This window comes from Marinoscillum luteum, from assembly GCF_044005705.1.
Classification (GTDB): Bacteria; Bacteroidota; Bacteroidia; order Cytophagales; family Cyclobacteriaceae; genus Marinoscillum; species Marinoscillum luteum.
In genome coordinates, this window is record NZ_JBIPKE010000017.1 from 1 (window position 1) to 22,962 (window position 22,962).

The following is a 22,962-nucleotide window of genomic DNA, read 5'->3' on the forward strand; positions in this document are numbered from 1 at the left end:
TTTCGATAATGGATGTAGTTCTACGATAAAAGAGAGCACCTCGTATGAGCCAATCGAGGTGAGTTACGGATCTTCAGGGACTTATTATGTGAGTTTGGCTGCCATAGATGAGTCAGGAAATGTATCATATGATGTAGATACAGTTACGGTGACCGGAGATGTAGCTCCGGACATCAGCTTCACAGTAGATGAAAACCGCTGTATAGCGAATGCGAATACCTTTACCTCAGTGAGTAGTACTCCAGAGGACATAGTGAGCTATAGCTGGGATTTTAATGGGGATGGCATAGAGGACAGTAGCGAGCCTAATCCTACTTATCAGTATATAATTGCGGGTGAGTATAGGGTCATACTTACCATCGGAGATAGTTCCTCTTGTGGCAATACAGCGAAGAAAACTATTACAATTTATCCAGGACCACCTGAGCCTGACTTCTCCACAGACCAAACCACCTACTGTGTGGGAGACGGGGTTTTTATTACCAATCTGGCAGATGATTCGGATTACGGGGACGGAGTAAGTTACTACTGGTCTACAGAGCTCGGGGATACGGTCTCCACATCTCCGGTGTTCAACTTTGATCAGCCAGGGGAGAAGACCATATCACTGTATTCATCTATTCCCGGGTGTGACTCGGAGATTATTACCAAAACCGTAACTATCCTTCCTTTACCAGAGATCGCCTTTCAGGCGGATACCGCCTGCCATGGAGAGTTTACTGAGTTTACCAATTTTTCAGAAGGGACTTCATTTGCATGGACGTTTGGGGATGGATTTATCAGTAAAGCCGAAAACCCAGAGCATTTTTATACCGAACCTGGCTTATATGATGTGACTGTCTCCAATGTTGACGAGAATGGATGCGAAAATTTCCTTACCAAACAGGTAATAGTGGGAGCCATTCCTGAGCCAGAGTTCGAATATGATATAGCTTGCCAGGGTGATGAGACCATATTGTCCGACGTGTCTATCGTCAATGGTGCCGACATTGTGGAGTGGGAGTGGTACATTGAAGATATACCGGTTTCGCAAGATAAAAATCCGGGCGTGTACTTTGACCGGGAGGGTTCACAAACCGTGACGATGACAGTTTTTTCCTCCAATGGTTGCTCTGCTACTTATAGCGAGTCTATCGAAGTACTGGGTCAGCCTCAAGTCGATTTTTCCATAACAAAGGCCTGCCAGGGAGACTTCTCTTCGTTTGTAGATCAAACCAAGAACCCTGATCAGATTATCAGCCGAACCTGGCAGATCAATGGAGTGACTCAAGCCTCTGACGATGACACTTTGACCTATGCTTTTGTGGAGCCGGGCCTCTATGAAGTGAGCCTGATGGTGAATAACAGGAGCCTTTGCACAGCAGAACAAGTCAAAACTCTAGAGATACTGGCATTGCCAGAGCTGGATTTCCTCATCGATGGAGTGTGTGAGAATGAGGTCATTACGGTATCTGACCAGTCTGTAGCAATAAACGATGCGATTATCTCGAGGAGATGGCTTTTGAACGGAGGGTTTGTGGGCAATGGACGTAAAATCGAAATACCTGCAGATGTCAGTGGTCTGCATGATGTGACATTAGAAGTGGAGACCGCATTTGGCTGTATGGTTTCCCACACGGAGACTTTGGAGGTTTACGCCAAACCTGAGGTGGCTTTCACTCCTGCCAATGACTTTGGGGTGCCGCCATTTTCTTTGGTTTTTGAAAACGAAACGGTGAATGGACAGACCTACAAATGGTATGTGAATGGAGAGCTCACCTCTGAAGAGATGACCCCATCGCTGAGCTTTGGGACAGAAGGCTTGCAAACGGTGAAATTAGTAGCCACAAATGAGAATGGCTGTAGGGACAGTGTGAGCACTCAGATTGAATCTATTTTGCCTGTTGTAGATTTGGTGGTAAATGAAATACAGCTCATAGAAGACGGAGGCCTCCAGAAAATCCTGCTGGATGTGAGCAATAAAAGTAACCTGCCTGTTGAGCTGTTTGAGGTGCAAATTACCCTTGAAAATGAATTTACCCTTTCGGAAAATGTAACCAAACGGATCAATAAAGGGAAAGATGCGATCATTGGTTTAAGTGTCAGCCTTCCATCAGTGTCCAAACTAGGGTACCTGTGTGTGAGCCTGGTGGCTCCGTATAATGTGCCGGATCAAATACCAGAGAATAACGAAGGGTGTATTAACCTGGAAGCCCGAACGATTTTTGAGCCTGCGTTTCCAAACCCGGCAACAGAGCGTACACATATCCGGATGATTTTGCCTTTGGATGGTGATGTAGAACTGACCATACTCGATCTTTCCGGACAGGTGAAACAACAGAAAACCCTCTATAACCGCCCTTCAGGGCTAACTACCTTCACCATAAACCTTCAGACCTTACAGTCTGGCACCTATTTTATTTCGATCAAATATAATGGTGGAACCCATCGGGCACGTGTAATCAAGCAATAATCGCTGCTTTTAGGGGAAACGGCAAATCGATTGTTTATTCGAAGAGAATTAGTCGAAAGAATCCAAATATTTATAATTATTATTACCTTTGCAGCAAATAAAATTTGGAATGAAGTTAAATTCACTGCACTTAAAGCTAGACGAAATAGACAGGAAGATTTTAGAGATTTTACAATCAAACGCTAAGATCACCAACGCCCAATTATCAAAAGATATAGGCCTGTCCCCAGCCCCAACGCTGGAAAGAGTGAAAAAGTTGGAAAATTCAGGTATTATCAAGAGTTACCATGCCAAACTGGATACAGAGCGCATAGGCCTTGGTGTTCACACTTTTGTACAGGTTACTTTGAAGGGCCATAACAAAAAGAACATCGATATCTTTTTGGCTGAGATCAATCAGATTCCTGAAGTGATCGAGTGCCATCACATCACGGGCTCTGGAGATTTTATTTTAAAGGTTATTTCTAAAGATATTACCTCCTATCAGCGCCTCATGCTGGAAAAAGTAAGTGAGATCGATGTGGTAGACAGCTTGCAGTCTATGGTGATTCTTTCTACTTTCAAGGACAGCAAAGTGATGCCTGTGCCATTGTCATGATAGCTACACAAAATCTTATTTTATCTGAAGTACAAGTCAATCAAATCATCAGGCGGATAGCCTTTGAGATTTATGAAAACAACTTTGATGAAAAGAACATCGTGGTTGTGGGCATTTATGACAAAGGCTATTTACTTGCTGAAAGGATTGTGCGTGAGCTCTCGGCGATAGCGGAAGGCGTAAAGATCAGCTTGATCAAGCTTGAGATAAATAAAGAGAAGCCACTTTCTTCGGAGGTCACACTGGATGTGCCCTCCAAAAACCTGAAAGGGAAAGTGATCATCCTGGTAGATGATGTGCTCAATACCGGCAAAACCATGGCGCATAGTATGAGCGCATTGCTGGAAGTGGAAGTCAAGAAGCTTCAGATTGCAGTGTTGGTCAATAGAAGCCACAAACAGTTTCCCCTTTCTGCCAACTACAAAGGATATGAGCTATCCACTACCATAGACGAACACGTGGATGTGAAGCTGGAAGATCCAGTAGGCGTGTTCCTGTATTAAAAGACCTATGCCCTTTAGTAATCTTTATAGAGTTCGGGCTTTTTGATGAGCATTTCCAGACTCATTTCCACCAATTCACCCATGTTCTTGCAGTGAATGAATTCCGTTTCTTCATAAAATTCTGCTAACTCTTCCCCAAGCCGAGCCACGTTCCCGGGTTTAGATATCCGGTCATGGGTCATAGCGCTAAGCAGGTCGTCCACTCTGATCTTCTCTACTTTCACCCTATTGGCGATCAGCGAACGCTCCTCCCGCTGGTACTGACGCACGGTTTCGGGTGTCAGAGACTTCAGTCCAATTTTAATGATGGGGTTATTTTGCTTAAAATACTGCGGTAAATAGATCGCTCGACGCCCTTCATAGGACTGTTGATCAAAATCTATGGCCCTCAGGCGGTAGTCTACCTCTTCAAAATCAGGGGTGATATCAATCACAAAATTGCTGGAGTGCATGTCTCCAAGGAGCCTTACAAAGCACCGTTCGTTGAACTTCACAAATTCTTTGGCCAGCCTGGTCTCATTCAGGTTAGGGTCTTTGAGGTGATTTTTGATAAACTGTTCAGCTGGGATGCCCACAATGTGTTCTTCTATCAGTGTGTCTTTATAGACCACATAACTGATTTTATTGGGGGAGAGCAAGTGCTCCAGCTCCAGCCCGTAGAGACGGGAAGCATCAGCATTTTTGATATAGAAATAGTCAAAGTTGTCGTTGATGCGATTGACAATCCTCACTCTAAAGGGTTGTGTATTGCCGTAGACGCACAGATCCACCCGGTCAATGAAAAGGTGGTCCATGACTCCCACGTCACCATCTGCTTTCATGATCGAGTAAATCTTTTTCAGCGCAAAATAAATATCCGCCATATCATCTTGCGGATATAGCACGGTCTCCCACAGGGTATCGTTACCATTTCTGTCATACAAGGGTATGGAATTGTCATACCTCAGGAGTGAGTCATATGCGATGGGCAAGGCAATTTCCCGGTCATACTTATTCAGATATGCCCTCAGCCTAGTGCTGATCTTATAGGGAATTTTTTTCTTGCTGATGATGGCCATTACTTCAGGTGTTTGGGAAACATTTCGGTTGCCTGGTCTGCCCATTGCTGGAATGGCCGACTAATATCGACATGATTGGGTAGATATTGATACAGCTTTTCAATATTAAAAGATTCACTGAAAGTACCTGCCCCGGCCTTCATGGCATCCACGGCATTGCAGGCCTGCTCATAGTGGCCTTGCACAGGCACCATCAGTACAGGCTTACCCATATACATAGCCTCACATACTGATTCGAAGCCCGCGGTGGTGACGTATCCTTTTGCGCTGGCCATTTTAGAGATGAATTTCTCATCATTGAGCTGGTGATAGGTAAGGGTGGCATCTATTTGGTGCTCTTCGGGCATTTCTTTTTTGTCCCAAAAGCAATGCAGGGCCTGCTCTGGGTAAGTTTGATGAAAGTTTTCTACCTCGGCTGAGTACCCGGGGTTAACCATATAGACCAAAAAATGATCTCCGCTGGTTACCTGCGCCTCTTTTACCTCATCCCTGAGCAATGGGGGCACTACATACAGCTTTTTCTTTGGTACATCCTGAAACAGCTGAAAGGAGAGCGCCAATATCTTGTTGGCACCCAGGCTGGTGATTTTATTTCCCATTTGTAGAGAGAGTTTATCCAGCTTTCTCTTTGGAGGAAAATCAAATTTCGGATGACTAATGAGGTACTGGTGCGCAATACAGATAAACAACGCCTTAGGTCGCCGCGAAAAATTATAAAGCCCACCCAGGAAATCGTAAAAATTGACAATTACATCAGGCTGATCTTCACGCACGATCTCATCCATCCGATCCATTGATTTCTTGTAAATGGGAGCTTTGAGCAGGGAATAGACTATCGTCCGAAAGGGTTTTACGGACTTCTGCTGCTTGTCTGTGACAAAGTTTGGGCTTTCCAGTGGCACCACCTCGGTGCCAATTTTGTCAGTGAAGAACTGTGGAATGGATCTGCGCTCACTTTTGCCCACAATTACCCTGGTAATTTCATGGCCATGATGCCTGAGTATTTTAGCGAGTGAAAGTGCCTGGGTCATGTGACCTCTGCCTTCGCCTTGTATGATGAAGATGTATTTCAATTGGTTTCGGATTGAGAAATTAAGATAGTGATTTACTGAGAAAATTTCAGGGTAAACTCTGTACCGTCATTGATCACAGAGCGTACAGCTATGGACCCACGGTGATTTCTCATGATCTGTTTGGAAAGACTTAGCCCAATTCCGGATCCACTTTTCTTGGTGGTGTAGAATGGGATGAAAATCTTTTTGAGTGCTTCCTCTTCGATGCCAGGCCCATTGTCTCTGATGGAAATGAGTGCGCCGCCCTCGGGCCGCTCAGAAGCTTTGATCCACAGGGTTTTTTGGATGCCTTCATCGTCTACTTCTCCAAGTGCCTGAATGGCATTTTTCACAATATTGATGACTACCTGCTCTATTTGCTGTTCGTCTATCTGAATGCAAAGCGAATCAGGTACGTCCTGCACCAACTGCACCCCGGTTTGCTGAAAATCGTGTTTGAGTAGCGAAACCACATGCCCTATCAGCTCTTTGATACATACCTGAGACAGGTTGGGGAGCGTGATATGGGTCATATTTCTAAAATCACCCACAAATTTGATCAGACTCTCACTTCTCCTGTGGATGGTGTGTAGGGCAGTGTGGAAGTCACTAATCTGCTCATTGTTGATCTGATTGATGTCCTGCCCATTATCGAGCCACTCCTCCATCTCCGATTCTATGGTGCGTGCCAGTGAGGAGATCGGAGTGACAGAATTCATAATTTCATGGGTGAGTACCCTGATCAGATTTTGCCAGGCTTCCATTTCCTTTTCTTCCAGCTCACTTTGGATGTTTTGGAGGGAGATCAGCTTGAATTCTTTACCTCGCAGGGACAATTCAATCGCATAGATGGCCAGCTGTATTTCGTCCTCATCCGTTTTGGAGATTTTCACCAGATCCCTTCCTCCGGTGCGAAGCTCCCGAAGCGTTGTTACCAGTTCCTCGTTGATAACCTTTAGCTGTTTGATATTTTTGAGGTGTTTTACACCCAAAAGGGTGCGCGCCGTGGTGTTGATGATCTGCACTTCGCCCTGAGCATCAAATGTAACAATGCCTATCCCCACATGCTGAACGATGGTTTTGAGGTACTGATAGCTGGCCTCCTTTTCGGCTCTTATTTCTCTGAATTTTTTGATTACAGCGTTGAACTCATTGTAAAGTTCATCAATGCTCGACCCCTCCTTTCGCTCCGGATAAGTGTGCGAGAAGTCGTCCCATTTGATGCTTTGTAAAAAACCAATGATTTCCCTATTGGACTTTTCCAGAGAATAAAAGAGGTAATACCCCTGCACACAAATGAGCAGGAATATGAGAATTTTACTGAATGTATAACTCTCGGTATAAAAGAGATTGGCAAACAGAAAGATGGTGAGGCCGAGCAGGATTACCCGGCCGATTAGTTGATATCGAAATTTGTTATAACCCATATTTCTCCAGCCTTCTGTAGAGTGAGGCTCTGGTCAGACCCAGTTCTTTTGCTGCTTTCGAGATGTTCCCATTGTGCTTGTTCACAGCCCGCTGAATCACATTTTTTTCTACCTCATCCAGATTGAAATTATCAGCTTCTACGGTGTTATTATTTTCTGGCTTTTGGGCCAAAAAGAAGAAATCATCCGGGCTTAGGACTTCCGTGTCACTCATGATGATCGCTCGCTCAATGGCATGCTGGAGTTCCCTGATGTTACCGGGCCAGCTGTATTTTTGGAGTTTTTTGATCGTATTTGGAGCAATCTTGGAAATGTTCTTTCGATACTTCTGATTGTAGGTTTCCAGAAAATGATTAGCCAGCAAAGGGATGTCATCCAACCGATCTCTCAATGGGGGCAAATGGATCTCTACGGTATTGATACGATAAAGTAAATCCTGTCTGAAGGTGCTTTCTCCCACCATTTCATAGATGGGCATGTTGGTGGCACAGATGAGTCGGATGTCTATGGGCAGCGACTGGTTGCTGCCGATCCGTGTGACTTCACGCTTCTGCAGAGCGGTGAGTAGTTTGGACTGGAGCGGCATATTCAGGTTGCCAATCTCGTCCAGAAAAAGGGTGCCATTGTTGGCGATCTCAAACCGCCCTGCACGATCCTCTTTGGCATCTGTATAGGCCCCTTTTTTATGACCGAACAACTCGCTTTCGAATAAACTTTCGGTGATGGCACCCATGTCTACCCCAATGAATACATTGTCTTTTCTCAAAGATTTTTGGTGAATAGCTCTGGCGATAAGCTCCTTACCGGTACCGTTCTCACCCAGGATCAAAATGTTAGCATCCGTTCCAGCTACCTTATCGATGATTTTGAAGACTTCTTTGATTTCGTTGCTCTCACCTATGATGTTCTTGAAAGCCAAGTTGCTGTCTTCCTGCAGCTGCTTGCTGGTTTGCTTGAGTTGTGAAACCTCCTTATAAGACTCCTTTAGTTTGGCGGCACTATTGAGTGTGGCGATCAATTTTTCATTTTGCCATGGCTTGAGCACAAAATCAGTGGCACCAGCCTTCAGGGCCCTCACAGCCATTTCCACATCGCCAAAAGCTGTAATGAGCACCACTACGGCCTGTGGGTCTTTATCCAAAATCTGCTCCAACCAGTAAAAACCTTCCTTTCCACTAGTGATGTCCTTGCTGAAGTTCATATCCAGCAAAATCAGGTCATAAGTGTCGTTGTTGAGCAGAAAAGGGATTTTCTTTGGGTTCTTTTCTATCAGGACTTCTTTGGCATGTTTCTTCAGAAGCATTTTGGCTGCCAACAGCACATCCTCATCATCATCGATTATTAAAATTTTACCTAGTTCTTTATCCACGGGTAGCAGTGTTTTGTGTATTGATTTGAAAATTACACCGAATGAAAGCCAGAAACTATGCCAACTAAGAAAAAGTGATCAGCTTTGGTTGCAAGGCTATTTTCGGAGTTTTTGCTTGTCCGTAAATGTACACTTATTTCATGAGGTGTCCTTATTCGTACAGTGCTTGATAGGAAAGATAGGGTAGCCCTACCTCGTAAGGCAGCTGGTACCTCATTTTTTCAAACTTCACCAAAGCTTCAAGGGCTTTGATCTGGGCACCGATGTATTTTTCCTGCTGGATGTTCAATTTGAAGAGATCGCTTTCTCCGCTTTCCAGATTAAAGATCTCCGCTTCAAATAGCTGCCGATACCCTTGGGACATATTTGAAAATTGTTGAGCAAGGGTCTGGTTCGTCTTGAGTTCAGCATAAGTGCTTTGGAGCTGGTTGCTGAGGGTCAGTCTGGTTTGAGACATTTCAAATTCAATTTGCTCCTGGTACACTCTGTTTTTTTGTATTTTCCCACGTTCTTTTCTGAGCAAGATGGGGATGCTAAAATCCACACCAAGTTTATAGTTGTTCTCCCAGTCTGGGGACTCGAATCCGTCGGCATTGAACGGGGCATCGATTAGCGAATAGCTCAAATTCAGCTCTGGCTTCAGACTTTCTTTGTTCCACCTTTGCTCTACTTCGAGTTGGTCTCTTTTGGTACTGAGCTTTTGCAGGTCCGGGTGGTTATTGAGTGCCCATTCTACCAGTGTTTGAAAGCCTGAATCTGATGGCACCATGAAATCCGAATCTTCTGAGACCGGGAAGGAGCCGCTTGAAAGCTCCAGTGGAATCCCCTCTTCACTCCAGAGGTGAATCGAAAGTGCCAACTGCGACTGTAAGAGCTCTAACTTGGCCTTTTCAAAATCGGTTTGACGACCTTGATAAGTTATTTTGGCCTGAATGGTGTCCACTACTGCCGCCTCTCCAAACCCATAATCCAGTTGAGTCCTCGCCAACACCTCGCGGGCTATTTCAATGGCAGATGAAGTGAGCTCATATTTTTTGTAAGCCAAATACCAGTCCCAGTAGGACTTGGATATGGTAAGTAGGGTCTTGTTGATAAGCTTTATCTTTTCGGCTTGAGCCAGCCCGGAGTAGAGTCGGGCCTGAGTCACCAGCATTCTTCTTTCATCTATAAAGAGTCCTTTTCCAATGGGTAAGCTTACACCAGCGGCGACTTGCCAGTAGTCCTGGCTGCTGCTCACATAGCTCTCCGGGTTCAGATATGCTCCCTGATTTCTGTAAACTTCTATTTTCGGATCAAGTGGAAACCAGGTGGGTATTTTCAGTGCGTTATTAAACTTTTGGTAGTACTCCGTTCCGTTAAGGTTTTTGACATTGTAATTGGATTGAACCTTCGGGTCAAATTGTCCTTTCGTATACAGGAGTTCAGCTACGGCCATGTCATCTTGCAATTTCGCTTGCCTGATGATGGGGTGGTTGGCCTTGGCTAGCGCGAAAATATCGCCCAGGCTGAGTGCCACCGAATCAGGCACCTGAGAAAACCCTGTGAAAGCTGGCAGCAGGAAGAGAATGATCCATTTAACCCTCATTTTTTGGAAGTATTTGTCGTGGTTTGCTGATTTTCATAGATGCTGGGAGGGAAGCCATTGAGTTGCCTCCATAGCTCAAACCAGATGGGTACGTCGTTGAGCATGACCCAGCCCTTTATTCCGGATCCCATCCGAATTTGCTCGGGCCAGGCTTCATCCTCAGGGTCTGGGGCTACAAGTATTCTAAAGGATCCCGGTTTGCTGTCTACCCGATCGATGACACTTACTATTCCTCCAAAAGTCCCCACCGATGCATTGGGCCAACCAGAAAACTGTAGTGATGGCCAGCCGTCAAACTCGATCCTCACCTTACGCCCGGTGCTGATGAATGGCAGATCCATCGCTCTTACATGCATTTCGGCTGCCAGGTCGTCGCTATCAGGAATGATGGTCGCCACAGCTTCACCCTCTTTGATGGTTTCTCCAATTCCAGCTTTGAGGGCCCGTACAATGTAGCCCGTTTGGGGCGCAATAATTTGATACTGCTGATTTCGAATTTCCATATTGGAAAATTCGTTTTTGATTTTGGCGATCTCTCCCTCTGTGGCATGTATATCCGCTAGCGTTTCACTTACTGTGGACTGAGCCTTGCTGATCTTATCCAGGTATTCTGCTTCGGTACCTGCTATGCTGATGCGGTAGTTGATAAGTTCGGTTTTGCTTTGAAGCCATTTATTTTCTGCTGAGATCAATTTGGCTCTGCTGGCCTGAAACTTGGATTCTATTTCCTGAAATTTTGTGAGCGTGATGTTGCCTGCCTGGTAGCGTTTTTGGTTTCGATCGAAAGTATTCTCGGAGTTGGCGAATTGAATTTTTTCAGATTCAAAAGCGATACTGTCAATTTCCAACTTAAGAATGCTTTGCTGGAAATAGTTTCTGGCCTGGCGCAGCTTGATAGCGCGAGTCTCTTGCAGGGCGATGATTTGCCTTTCCAGAGCTTCTTTTTTGGACATTTTGGCGGCAAGTCCCTGTTCCTTGGCTTCCAGCTGCTGGCTAAGCCGTGTCAGTAGATTTGGGTCAAAGTACTTATCCTTTACCTCCGATAGGGTAAGGATGGTGTCCCCTTGGGTTACATGCTGACCTTCACTTATTTTCCAGACTTTTATTCTTCCTGAGATTGCGCTTTCAATGGTTTGAGGCCGATTTTGAGGGTTGAGTGCGGTCACTTTGCCTGAGCCCCGAATGTTTTGCTGCCAAGGTAAAAACAGGAAAAGACAGGCGGATACCACTAAGGTCAGGCTGACCTTCGCCAGAAGACGCCCCATACCTGGTGTTTTTAGGGTATGGAGGGAGTAAAAATCCCCTTCCTCCAACATATCGTCTATTTTATCGTCAGTTATATTCAGCATCTCAGTAGATATTTTTAAGAATATTTTCGTTTTTCAAGACGTTTTCAAAAGTGTCATCAGCGATGATTTTACCTGCGTCCATATAGATCACCCTGTCCATTGCGGCCATAATGAGGGGATCGTTTGATACCACTATGAGTGTTCGCTTTATTTCCGGATTGGTGAGTATTTCTATTAGTTTGAGTCGTTCATGTTTTTGTGCGCTATTGAAGAAGTCGTTGAGGATGAGAAGGGAGGGCTGCTTGGCCAGACAGCGGGCCAGTATCAGTTTGTTGATAAAAGAACTACTAAACCCTTTCCCGGCACTTCGAATAGGGGTGTTGAATCCTTCCGGCCATTCATGGATTTGGTCCATGAGCCCAACTTTGTCCATAGCTTCCATGGCCATACTCATATTAGAAAAGGGCTTACCTACCAGGATATTATCAAGTATGGTTCCTTCAAAGATGTCTTCCTGAGATACATTTTTACCAATCTGATCTCTCAGATGGGTTCTGTCAAGATCCTTCAGATTATAACGGTTGTAGGTGATCACTCCTTCGTATTTGGTGTGTATGCCGGCGATCACATTGGTGAGGGTGGTTTTGCCAGAGTTGCCCCCTCCCGAGATACAAATTTTTTCGCCTGGAGCTATACTGAGATTGATGTCTGAGATCGAAGGATGATCTCTGTCTGGGTAGGTATATTGAAGGTTTTTTATTTCTACCGAAAGCCCTTTTTCATTGAGTTGGCTCGCGGGAATGTCAATTCCCCCTGAAGGCTCCAGAGGTAAGTCTGTTACCTGGGCAATTTTATCAACAGCCGTGAGCATGTCATAGACCACATCCATGTACATGATGATTTTCTCCACCGAATTGATAATCAGGATAATGATCACCTCTGAAGCCACAAATTGGCCCAAAGTGATCTCCCGATTGATGACGAGGATAGTTCCAATAATCAGGAGCCCACCTGTCACTACCACCTTAAAGAGTAGAATGAAGGAGTATTGTTTGATCAGTACTTTGAAGTGAGCACTCCGATGTTTGAGGTAGCTGTTTACATTCAAATCGGTGTTTTTGATCGGAAGGTTAGTGTTACCTGACAGCTTGAAAGAATATAAGGTGCGAGCCATTTCTTCCAGCCAATAGACGACTTTGTATTTATACTTAGACTCTACAATGCTTGATTTCAGTCCCTGCGGACCTGTGAGATAGAAGATACTGAATAGAGTGCCCAAAAGCCCCAGACCAAAAAACACAAAAAAGGGATGGTAAAATGACAGCAAGATCAGTCCGAATATGATTTGAATGATACCAGTGGATAGATCGATTAGCAGCTTTGGTAGACCTTTTTGAAGAGTGATCACATCAAAGAACCTGTTCATCAATTCAGGCATGTGGAGATTTAGCACAGACTCCATCTGTATTCGAGGCACTCTGAATGCAAACTCAAAAGCTGCTTTGGTAAATACCCTTCTTTGCAGGTATTCCACAATGGTGATTTGAAATACCTGCAGCACCCCCGTGGCAATGACACCCAGGATGATGAATGCTATGAGCACATAGACTGAACTAAAGAGCACGCCCCCACTGATCAGTTCTATTGCGGCTTGTATACCAAGAGGCAGACTTAATCCCAGTAGTCCTATGAGAGCGGCATAGATGTAGACATACAGGATATCCTGACGTTCAGCGGCGAGTAGCTTGTAGAGTCGGTAGACAGCAGAGACCGGGGTCTTATCCAGATAATCCTTGTCTGAGCTCACCAAACTTTGATGATCAAAAATGGCCAGAAAAATGACTTCAAGTTTTTCTGTACAGGCCATGTCCAGTGCTGTCAGATCATCCCCTTCCCACTTTTCCACTCCCTCTTCCCGTATTTTTGTGAAGAGGTATTTTTTTCCTTTTCGAGTGATGAGGACCGGAGCCAGCTCATCGTCTTTGGCAAATACCATGACCGGAGCACTGTGGCTACTCATGGATTTCAGAAAAAGGGATTCTTTGAGGTGCTTCTCCAGGAAAATAATGCCGCAATCATTTCCCGACTCCACCGTATCCCGAATGAACTCAATGAGATCGAGGTTATCATACTCCCTGAAGTTCCTCTCCAGAGATTGAACAACATCACTTGACACTTCTAGATTTAAGTAACCTGCACACTCCTGGATTACTTTGATGATCTGATGATTATTCATGCTTCAATAGTTTGAAAGATCATTGATTTCAGAAATTCGTAATTGGCCATATATGGATCGTCCTCTTTACTAAGCTCAGTGAGTGAAGGCAGGTGTTCCGCAAAGAATATTTGCTGATTGGCCACCATCATTGCCGTGCTTACAATGGTACTGGGGTACGGGTAAGACGGATTTATTTCTGTGATAAACTCAGCGATCTTTTTACATAGAGACTTGTATCCTCTGAAAAAACCGTCTTTATTATCCTCATCCACCTGCTTGGCAAGATATATTTTGTGCGACTCGGCAATCACAATTTTATGCAGCGCTTCCTCATTGATATCAGGAAAGGCTGGATCTTTCATCTTTTTCTCGGTAATGATCCGTAGCGCACGGCTGAGTTTTGTCTTTGGATCTTCCAGATTATGCGTTTCATATTCGATCCGATAGTCCAACCACGCCCAATACCAGGTGATGAGATAAACTAAAAGTCGGTGCTTATTTTCAAAGTATCTGTACACGGAAGCTTCGGTGCAATCTATCCTGTCAGAAAGCTTTTTAAAGGTGAACCCTTCGAATCCCAGTTGGTGGATCATTTCTATACTGTGCTCGGTAATCCGTTGCCCCAATTCTGAAGACTGGGGATCTTTTGAATAGAGATTTTTATTGAGTACCAATTGTAATACCACCATACTAAGTTTTTTTACTTATAAATATAATAGTAATACTATCAACTTTTCCTATGACACTTTGTTTAAAACTTTGAATTGTCATAAAAAAGGTTATTTTTGATATCTATTAGTTCTTTTATTTTGAGTTTTTGACCTTTAGGTTCAGTCCGGGAGCGGATTGAACCTTTTTTTATGCCCGCTTGCGGACAGTTTCCTGTTCCATTTTGTACAAGCGCACAGATGCTTCATAATCCCATAATCCCCTAACTCGTTATATTTCAGCAATTTACAATCATTGGCACTTTAATTGGCATAGGGGGGACAGACTAGACAAAGAATATGGACCGAAAGATTCAAAAGAAAAAGTGGACGTTAAAGCGTATCGCTACCTGGGGTGGAGCCAGTGTGTTCGTCATCTTCATTTTATACAGTTTCATTTTTGCCGATGGAGGCTCCCGCCTGAATGTGGAACGTGAGAAAGTGAACATTGCCACTGTGATGGAGGGTGAATTCAGAGAGTTTATTCCTGTGGATGGCTCGGTGATGCCCATCAAAACGATTCGCCTGGATGCGATAGAAGGTGGCGTGGTAGAGAAGAAATATTACGAAGGTGGGATATTGGTGGACAAAGGTGACACTATTCTGAAGCTTTCAAACAATGACCTCTTGCAAAACTTCGTGCGGGAAGAGACTCAGGCATTTATCCTGATGAACAGCCTGGAAAACACCAAGTTGAGCCTGAAGAGGAACCAGTTTGAACTGAAACGCAACCTTATAGAGCTTGATTACCAGATCGATGAAGCTAAAGATGCGTATGTCAGAGGACAGGAGCTCTATGACGAAAAGATCATTTCTGAACAAGAGTATCTGAATTTGAAGCGGGCTTATGATCGACTGATTGACAGTAAGGTTATTCAGATAGAGTCAGCCAAGTTTGATTCACTGAATGCCCGACTGCAGATAGCACAGGCCGAATCTACCCTCAATCGGACCAGAGATAATCTGGAAATGATCAAGAAGAATCTGGATAACCTGTACTTCAAAGCACCTATATCAGGGAGCCTGAGTACTGTGAATGCGGAAGTGGGCGAATCCATCTCTCCTGGACAGAACATTGGGCAGATCGACGACCTGAATGGCTTCAAAGTAAGGGCAGCGATAGACGAACACTACATTGCCAGAATTTATCAGGGTCTTTCAGGTACTTTTGATTTCGCGGGAGGTTCTTATACGCTGCAGATTTCGAAAGTATACCCTGAAGTGGCTAATGGTCTGTTTTCTGTGGATATGGTATTTACTGACACCATCCCTCAGGGTATCAGAAGAGGCCAGACCCTGCAGATCAGGTTGCAGTTGAGTGAAAATATTACCGCAGTACAGATACCAAGAGGAAGCTTCTATCAAACCACCGGAGGCAATTGGATTTTCGTGCTGACCGCTGATGAATCAGAGGCCGTAAGAAGACAAATCAGGCTGGGCAGACAGAACCCAAGATATTATGAAGTCATAGAAGGCTTGCAACCTGGGGAGAAAGTAGTAGTCTCTTCTTACGAAGGCTACGACGACAAAGACAAACTAGTATTTAAATAATAAACCTAATCGACATACAAAATAAAATTTTAGACAATGGAAAACTCTGAAGCGTTAATCAAAACTGTGGGACTGAAGAAGTTCTACTATACAGACGAAATAGAAACAACAGCCCTGGCTGGTGTGAACCTGGAGGTCAAAAAAGGTGAATTTGTGGCCATAATGGGCCCGTCTGGTTGTGGTAAATCCACTTTGCTCAACATTGTGGGCTTATTGGACAACCCATCTGAAGGGGAGTTTCATTTTACAGATCAGGAAATCTCAACCTACTCTGAGCGTAAAAGAGCGGAGCTTAGAAAAGCCAATATCGGCTTTGTGTTCCAGAGCTTCAATTTGATTGATGAATTGACGGTTTATGAAAACATTGAGCTGCCGCTTATTTACCTGAAATACTCATCTTCTGAGCGCAAGAAGCGGGTGGAAGAAGTGATGGAGCAGATGAAGATCATGCACCGTAGAAATCACTTCCCACAGCAGTTATCTGGTGGTCAGCAGCAGCGTGTGGCCATTTCGCGAGCTGTGGTGGCCAAGCCTAAACTGATTCTGGCGGATGAGCCAACAGGTAATCTGGATTCTGCCAACGGACAGGAGGTAATGAACCTACTGACCGAACTGAATGAAAACGGGACCACCGTAGTAATGGTGACACACTCTCCGTTGGATGCTGAGTACGCACACAGGGTTATTCACTTGTTTGACGGACAGATCGTTTCTGAAAACATGAATGCCAAAGACAACGCTTTAGTTTAATTCACTTTTTGTATACTCAAGGCCGATCCTCTTTGGACGGCCTTTTTTTGATCTAAATAAACTGAAAATGAGGAAGACTTTGATTTTCATGATGATTACTATGTCTGTACTGGCCCATGCACAGGATACAGAAGAGGTGACCGTCCTCACGCTGGATGACTGCATCCAGACCGCACTGGAGAGAAACATTCAGTTGAAGCAGGCGCGCAATAGTCAGCTCATGGCTGAATCTAATCGGCTACAATCCATCATGAATTTTTTCCCTTCGCTATCAGCAGGGGTGAATTATGACTATTTCTTCGGTAACTTCTTTGATCCCAATGCGGCTCGCCAGGTATCTGAGACCACAAGCAGTTCGGCTCCCAATATTTCTTCCAATATGGTCTTGTTCAATGGTTTTTCAAACCATTTTCAATTGAGTCAGCGTAAACATGAGTTGGTTGCTGCATCAGAGACCATTAAGAATACAGAGATCAATGTAGAAAGTAATATTCTGGCTTACTACCTCAGTGTGATCCTGGACAAAGAGAACATTAAAATAGCCAGAGAACGTGTGGAGTTATTGGAAGCACAACTGGAAAGAGAGAAGAAAAGAGAATCTGTGGGGGTGGGTAATCTGGAGTCAGTATATAATTTTCAAGGGCAGCTGGCCAATCAAAAACTGACGCTCAACAATCTGGAAAATACCCTGAGAAGAGATTTGCTTACTCTGTTTCAGTCCATGCAGCTCAACCCCAATGATGGAGAGGTGGAAGTGCAGGCTTATGATGTGCAGGAGGAAGAGCTTCTGCTCGAGGCAGATCCGTTTGAGGTAGTGTTGGAAGAAACGCTGAGCAGTAGCCCGGCACTGAAAGCGGCAAGCTCTTCCTACGAAGCGTCGAGGTATCAGTTTAAGTCTGCCAAAGCCCAATTGTACCCTACGATTACGGCTTTCGGAAGAATAGGATCTAACTATTCATCTAACGGAGCCCGAAACCCCACCAATGGTGACTTTGAACCTGACGCCAGTTTTTCCAGACAAATGGAGTTTAACGAATTTGAGTATGTGAATTTTTCACTAAATATCCCCATCTTTTCCAGATACCAAACCAGCAATAATATTCAGATTGCCAAAGTGCGAATGGCCAATGCTGAATTGGGGGTATCGCAGGCTATGAACACGATCACCAACCTGGTACAAACTGCTTACCTGGATTTGGTTTCGGCCCAGAACACCTACATTTCTGCTAAGGAAAACCTGGCGGCTACCACACAGACCTTCGAGTTTATGAAAAAGCGGTTTGAGACGGGGAATACTGATTTTTATACTTATTTGGAAAGCCTGAATAATAAGAATAGGGCCGAACTGGAGCTCATCAACTCCAAGTACAGCATCGTTTTTAGAAAGAAAATTTTGGAATTGTACAGAGGGTCATAACCTAAGTTGGTAGATCAATACCTGATCTTTTCCGATAAAGTAATATCGATCCCCCCATTTCAGCACATTATTAAAGCCCCCTGGTGGGGCTTTTATTTTGGTGATGTTTCCTGGGCGAAAAACATCAATTGTAGTAATCCATGCTCCGGCCAAAAAGACCAATTGGTCATTGACCACTTGAAAATAGGAGACACCTTTTTCGGGATGGCTGAACTGTAAATTCCCATACTGATCGAAAAAATGAATGCCCTGCTGCGTATCACTGATGAGCACCAGATTTTGATAGGCTTGCATGTAACTAGCGTTACTCAGGTTTATTTGTAAGGGATTACTCAGGAGTACATTGGAGTTTTGAATGTTGTATTTTCTCAGTTCATTGTAGTCTGCTGACAGTGCCCATACGCTATTGTCAATGCCGGGAGCACAAAGGGTTACCAGGGGACGCTGATAGTCTGCAAGCGAATAGGTGATGGGAGAAGTGCTGAAGCGGTCCAAGAAAATGAATTGTTGAGGACTTTTTAAAAAAAGAAATACCTTAAATCGGTTCCAGGCGCTGATCAGTGTCACAGGGAAATTACCAACAGCAGAGTAGAGCTCAGTCTCGTTTCCATCCTGATCATAGCGAAGCATATCTCCGGCCATCGTACCGAGGTATATCTTCCCGTCCGTATCTACAGACTGTGCAGTGATTTCATTTTTGAGCTTTATGGTTTTGACATGCGTCCACTCCTGAGCGAGACAGCATATGCTCGCTTGTAATAATAGAGTGCAGATCAGGAGTTTAGTTTTCAAAGGTTTTTAAGATTGCGTTGTCCCGGGTCATTTCAAGGTAGGTGCTTCCGTTGATCCATTCTCCTAGGTTGAAATAAGTAGAATGGGTGCTGATGGGTGCTTCTATGGCCAGGTGTCTGTGTCCAAAAATGTAAAAATCATGATGAGTCTTGGCTTCTACTTCCTTGCAATATTGGATGAGCCATTCCTCGTCTCCCTTAAAAGGGGGATCGGAGCAGGTATCTCTGCTGTGGTCAGACCATTTGTTGGCAAGCCAGATGCCCAGGTCAGGGTGGAGCCATCTAAAGGCCCATTGGGCCAGGCCATTGGTGAATATTTTCTTGAAAAATTTGAATTTCTCATCTCCGGGACCCAGACCGTCTCCATGGCCAATATGCACGATATGAGGGCCGATCTGGAAAGACTGAGGTTGGTGAATGATGGGAATGTTCAGCTCCCGGGTAAGGTAGTCCGCCATCCACAGGTCATGATTACCGGTGAAAATGATGATCGGGATACCCTTGTCTTTGATTTCGGCGAGTTTACCCAGAAACCTCAAATACCCTTTGGGGACTACATGCTTGTACTCAAACCAGAAGTCAAACAGGTCTCCGGCCAGGAAGATACCAGCAGCGTGTGAGCTCACTTCAGTGAGCCATCGCACGATTTTCTTCTCCCGCTCCATGCTGGATATCCTATCTGGAGCTCCCAGGTGAAAATCACTGGCGAAGTATATTTTTTTTTGAGGGTCTAAATCAGAAAACTGTAAGTCCATAAAAAAAGGGAGCCTTTTAGGGCTCCCAATTTAAGCAATGTATTTATGTTTTTAGGACTGCTTTTTGTCCTCCAGTTCTTCCTCTGTTTCGGTGTCTACCGCACCATCTTCTTTTTGTACCTCCTGGATTACGTTGCTTTTCAGCTTAGCCAGCTCTTCTTGCTTCGCTTTTTCAGCCTCTAGCTTTTCAAGTGCCTCTTGTTCATCCCTTTCGTCGTTTACATTTTTATTATTAGTAAACCGCTCATAGGTAGTTTGATTCTCAAAAGGACGCTTACCAATCAGCCTGTCAAGATCACCCTGAAAAATAATCTCTTTTTCAAGCAGCTCCTTCGCTATGATCTCCAGTTCCTTGCCTTTTTCTTTAAGCAGCTCCTTGGTGCGGGCGTAGGCCTGATCTATGAGGCTCTTCACTTCCTTATCTATCAGCTCAGCCGTGGCATCAGAATATGGTTTGGTGAAATTATATTCTGATTGTTTACTGTCGTAAAACGAGACGTTCCCGATCTTATCATTCATACCGTACACAGTGACGATGCTGTAGGCCAGTTTGGTGATCCTTTCGAGATCGCTGAGCGCGCCAGTAGAGATTTTTCCGAAAACCAAATCCTCTGCCACTCTGCCACCCAGTGCCATACACATCTCATCCATGAGCTGCTCAGTCTGATAGAGAAACTGCTCTTTGGGTAGATACTGCGCATATCCCAGCGCGGCTACACCACGTGGCACGATACTCACTTTCACCAAGGGGTCTGCATGCTCCAGAAACCAACCCGCCACCGCGTGACCTGCTTCGTGATATGCCACGATTTTTTTCTCTTCAGGAGAGATGATTTTATTCTTTTTCTCCAGTCCACCAATGACTCTGTCAATAGCATCCTGAAAATCGGCCATATCAACGGCCTTTTTGTCACGTCGGGCAGCGATGAGTGCTGCTTCGTTACATACATTGGCGATTTCAGCTCCTGCAAACCCGGGGGTCTGTGCTGCCAGTTTTTTAGCATCCACATTTTCGTGCTGCTTGATTGGCTTCAGGTGTACTTTGAAAATAGCTTCTCTGCCGATAATATCTGGTTTGTCAATACTGATTTGTCTGTCAAATCTACCAGGTCTCAGCAGGGCAGAATCCAGTACATCAGGACGGTTAGTTGCCGCCAGTATGATTACTCCCGAGTCTGTGGAAAAGCCGTCCATCTCCACCAACAGGGAGTTGAGGGTGTTTTCTCGCTCATCGTTGGAGCCTGGCATTTGCCCCTTTCCACGGGATCTGCCGATGGCATCTATTTCATCAATAAAGACAATACAAGGTGCTTTTTCTTTGGCTTGCTTAAAGAGGTCCCTTACCCTGGCAGCACCCACACCCACAAACATTTCCACGAAATCAGATCCTGAAAGTGTGAAGAAAGGCACGCCGGCTTCACCAGCCACCGCTTTGGCAAGTAAGGTTTTACCTGTTCCGGGAGGGCCTACAAGTAAGGCTCCTTTCGGAATTTTACCACCCAGCGTGGTGAATTTCCCTGGGTTTTGAAGGAAGTCAACAATCTCTTTGATTTCCTCCTTGGCCTCTTCAAGACCGGCGGCATCATTGAATGTGATTTTGACTTTATTTTCAGCATCGAAAAGTGCCGCTTTTGATTTCCCGATATTGAAAATCTGACCACCGGGGCCACCACCACCTGTCATTCTTCTCATCAGAAACCAGAACCCGAAGATGATCAGGAATAGGAATCCCCAGTTGAAGATAAAAGTGGTAAAGTCCTGTCGTTCGTCTACTTCATACCCGATCTGCTGATCCTTGGGCAGTTTATCCATCAACTCATTAAACTTCTGATTGAAGATTGTTGGGTCTACAATTTTGAATTTATAATGAGGTCCGCTATTGGTAGAAAACGGGGATTGTTCCTCTAACTCTATTTTGTATTTGGTGTTCTGCAGGGCCTCTGGTTTCAGTGTGACCTCCACCTCATCCTGATTTTTGATGAGAACGACCTTTTTCACATCGTTAGCTAAGACCATCTGCTCAAATCGCTTATCAGAGATTGAAACTGTGGTGTTGCTACGGCTGAAATATGTAAATCCAAAAACCACAGTAATCAAGCCTACTATGATCAGTAGTTGATAGTTGGGTTTATTTGGCTTTCCACCCATTAGTGGGTTTTTCTGTCTCGGTTTATCCGCCATTATCTATTTGTAAAAGTTTAATTCGTACAACGCTCAGAAGGTGATTTAGTTCTCTTTGTCTATTTGGGTGACTTTAGCATCGCCCCATAGCTCCTCCAGACCGTAAAATTTCCTCTTTTCTTTATTGAAAACATGAGCGACTACATCTACATAATCAATGATGATCCACTCTCTGCTTTCTTTTCCTTCTCTTTTCCAGGGATTTTGAGTAGAATGCTTAAAGACCTCATCCTCTATAGAATCGGCAATTGCATCTATTTGAGTGTCAGAATTTCCAGAACAGATGATAAAGTAATCCGCTACAGCGTTTTTCACTTCCCGAAGATCCATCACCACTACATCAGAAGCCTTCTTCTCCACCATACCCTGCGCCACCAGTTCACTTAATTTACTGGAATTAATTGCTTCTTTTGTTTTTACCTGCATTCAATCATTTTTTAGTCTTACTTTATCTTCAAAAATACTAATATACTTTGCATAAATACTTTGCCAAACCGCTATTTCTAGGCAAAATGCTCGAATTCCTGCCAGAATGTCACAGTACCAATGAGGAGCTGCTGCTAAGAATCCGTCTCGAAACCCTTAATGAGGGCTATGTATTACACACCGGACACCAAATAGCTGGAAAAGGACAACGAGGCAACGCCTGGCTGAGCGAACCCGGTAAAAACCTTCTTTTTTCCATTTATCTGACACCAAAAGTACTCTTGCCCAAACAGGCATATCTATTAAATATCATCTCAGGATTGGCGGTGGTAGATGCCTTAGCCCCAAGGGTAAGTGACAAAGTTGAATTGAAGTGGCCAAATGATGTCTATGTGGGTGATAAAAAAATCTCGGGCATTTTGGTAGAGACCATGATTGAAGGTGGTGTGATAGCAGATGCGGTAGTAGGAATAGGCGTAAATGTCAATCAATCCCACTTTCCTCTTGCAACCGCCACTTCCATTCTGATGGAAAGTGGTGTGACTTGCGAACTAGAGGAGTTACTGGAGCAGATCATTCAGCAGTTGGAAAAGTATTACCTGAAATTGAAATCAGGAGATACCAGAGGCCTTCTTGGGGCCTATTACAAGCTGATGAGGTGGCGTGGAGAAATCCACTCTTTCCGGGATAAAGAAGGGACATTTGATGGCGAAATTATTGGCATTGACGATACTGGCAGGCTTACAGTCAAAACAAACAATATCGTCAGGCGTTTCGATGTGAAGGAAATAGCATTCCTCTATTAACAACCCAATACTTTTAATTTATTAATT

Annotated in this window: 19 protein-coding genes; 7 read left to right on the plus strand and 12 right to left on the minus strand. The window is 44.4% G+C overall.

Annotation, left to right across the window (positions count from 1 at the left end; genetic code table 11):
- From ACHKAR_RS11055 to ACHKAR_RS11065, 3 genes are all read left to right on the plus strand, one after another.
- A partial coding sequence (locus ACHKAR_RS11055; protein WP_395417470.1) for a PKD domain-containing protein occupies positions 1–2,452 on the plus strand: 2,452 nt, incomplete at its 5' end.
- Positions 2,453–2,561: 109 nt separating this feature from the next.
- The gene (locus ACHKAR_RS11060; protein WP_159585235.1) at positions 2,562–3,050 is read left to right on the plus strand and encodes an Lrp/AsnC family transcriptional regulator; all 489 of its coding nucleotides are present in this window, start codon (positions 2,562–2,564) and stop codon (positions 3,048–3,050) included.
- Entirely contained in the window at positions 3,047–3,553 is a 507-nt protein-coding gene (locus tag ACHKAR_RS11065; RefSeq protein WP_395417471.1) for a phosphoribosyltransferase family protein, read from the plus strand. The genes ACHKAR_RS11060 and ACHKAR_RS11065 overlap by 4 nt, the downstream gene beginning before the upstream one ends.
- A gap of 14 nt (positions 3,554–3,567) precedes the next feature.
- Here the strand turns inward: ACHKAR_RS11065 and ACHKAR_RS11070 are convergent, their stop codons facing one another.
- The 8 genes from ACHKAR_RS11070 to ACHKAR_RS11105 all read right to left on the minus strand — a co-directional run bounded on the left by ACHKAR_RS11070 (position 3,568) and on the right by ACHKAR_RS11105 (position 14,240).
- Positions 3,568–4,611: a hypothetical protein gene (locus tag ACHKAR_RS11070; RefSeq protein ID WP_395417472.1), complete on the minus strand. Its 1,044-nt coding sequence runs from the start codon at positions 4,609–4,611 to the stop codon at positions 3,568–3,570.
- Positions 4,611–5,684, minus strand: a complete 1,074-nt coding sequence (locus ACHKAR_RS11075; protein ID WP_395417473.1) for a glycosyltransferase family protein — start codon at positions 5,682–5,684, stop codon at positions 4,611–4,613. The genes ACHKAR_RS11070 and ACHKAR_RS11075 overlap by 1 nt, the downstream gene beginning before the upstream one ends.
- 32 nt (positions 5,685–5,716) lie before the next feature.
- Complete coding sequence (locus ACHKAR_RS11080) at positions 5,717–7,090, minus strand: sensor histidine kinase (protein WP_395417474.1); 1,374 nt, start codon at positions 7,088–7,090, stop codon at positions 5,717–5,719.
- Entirely contained in the window at positions 7,080–8,459 is a 1,380-nt protein-coding gene (locus ACHKAR_RS11085; RefSeq protein WP_159585230.1) for a sigma-54-dependent transcriptional regulator, read from the minus strand. The genes ACHKAR_RS11080 and ACHKAR_RS11085 overlap by 11 nt, the downstream gene beginning before the upstream one ends.
- Positions 8,460–8,610: 151 nt before the next feature.
- Positions 8,611–10,044 carry a TolC family protein gene (locus ACHKAR_RS11090; protein WP_395417475.1) on the minus strand — a complete coding sequence of 478 codons (1,434 nt, stop codon included), beginning with the start codon at positions 10,042–10,044 and terminating at the stop codon, positions 8,611–8,613.
- Entirely contained in the window at positions 10,041–11,393 is a 1,353-nt protein-coding gene (locus tag ACHKAR_RS11095) for an HlyD family secretion protein (RefSeq protein WP_395417476.1), read from the minus strand. Before ACHKAR_RS11095 ends, ACHKAR_RS11090 begins: the two co-directional genes overlap by 4 nt.
- Before the next feature lies 1 nt (position 11,394).
- Positions 11,395–13,569, minus strand: coding sequence for a peptidase domain-containing ABC transporter (locus ACHKAR_RS11100; protein ID WP_395417477.1), 2,175 nt, complete (start codon positions 13,567–13,569; stop codon positions 11,395–11,397).
- Positions 13,566–14,240, minus strand: a complete 675-nt coding sequence (locus tag ACHKAR_RS11105; RefSeq protein ID WP_159585226.1) for a TetR/AcrR family transcriptional regulator — start codon at positions 14,238–14,240, stop codon at positions 13,566–13,568. The genes ACHKAR_RS11100 and ACHKAR_RS11105 overlap by 4 nt, the downstream gene beginning before the upstream one ends.
- Before the next feature lie 318 nt (positions 14,241–14,558).
- Between ACHKAR_RS11105 and ACHKAR_RS11110 the strand changes: the two genes are divergently transcribed.
- The 3 genes from ACHKAR_RS11110 (at position 14,559) to ACHKAR_RS11120 (ending at position 17,976) form a co-directional block, all read left to right on the plus strand.
- Positions 14,559–15,809, plus strand: a complete 1,251-nt coding sequence (locus ACHKAR_RS11110; RefSeq protein WP_159585225.1) for an efflux RND transporter periplasmic adaptor subunit — start codon at positions 14,559–14,561, stop codon at positions 15,807–15,809.
- Positions 15,810–15,845: 36 nt separating this feature from the next.
- The gene (locus ACHKAR_RS11115) at positions 15,846–16,559 is read left to right on the plus strand and encodes an ABC transporter ATP-binding protein (protein ID WP_159585224.1); all 714 of its coding nucleotides are present in this window, start codon (positions 15,846–15,848) and stop codon (positions 16,557–16,559) included.
- 67 nt (positions 16,560–16,626) lie between these two features.
- Positions 16,627–17,976, plus strand: a complete 1,350-nt coding sequence (locus ACHKAR_RS11120; RefSeq protein ID WP_395417478.1) for a TolC family protein — start codon at positions 16,627–16,629, stop codon at positions 17,974–17,976.
- Here ACHKAR_RS11120 and ACHKAR_RS11125 read toward each other — a convergent pair.
- Genes ACHKAR_RS11125 through rsfS form a run of 4 tightly spaced genes read right to left on the minus strand, consistent with a single transcriptional unit; the run spans position 17,971 to position 22,129 of the window.
- Entirely contained in the window at positions 17,971–18,768 is a 798-nt protein-coding gene (locus ACHKAR_RS11125) for a hypothetical protein (protein ID WP_395417479.1), read from the minus strand. The genes ACHKAR_RS11120 and ACHKAR_RS11125 overlap by 6 nt on opposite strands.
- Positions 18,758–19,522 (minus strand): UDP-2,3-diacylglucosamine diphosphatase, encoded by a 765-nt coding sequence (locus tag ACHKAR_RS11130; protein ID WP_395417480.1) that lies wholly within the window; start codon positions 19,520–19,522, stop codon positions 18,758–18,760. The genes ACHKAR_RS11125 and ACHKAR_RS11130 overlap by 11 nt, the downstream gene beginning before the upstream one ends.
- 51 nt (positions 19,523–19,573) lie before the next feature.
- Entirely contained in the window at positions 19,574–21,703 is a 2,130-nt protein-coding gene (gene ftsH / locus ACHKAR_RS11135; RefSeq protein WP_159585220.1) for an ATP-dependent zinc metalloprotease FtsH, read from the minus strand.
- A gap of 45 nt (positions 21,704–21,748) precedes the next feature.
- Positions 21,749–22,129: a ribosome silencing factor gene (gene rsfS / locus ACHKAR_RS11140; RefSeq protein ID WP_159585219.1), complete on the minus strand. Its 381-nt coding sequence runs from the start codon at positions 22,127–22,129 to the stop codon at positions 21,749–21,751.
- A gap of 86 nt (positions 22,130–22,215) precedes the next feature.
- Between rsfS and ACHKAR_RS11145 the strand changes: the two genes are divergently transcribed.
- A complete protein-coding gene (locus ACHKAR_RS11145; protein ID WP_395417481.1) occupies positions 22,216–22,935 on the plus strand; it encodes a biotin--[acetyl-CoA-carboxylase] ligase in 720 nt (239 codons plus the stop codon).
- Positions 22,936–22,962 lie beyond the last annotated feature (27 nt).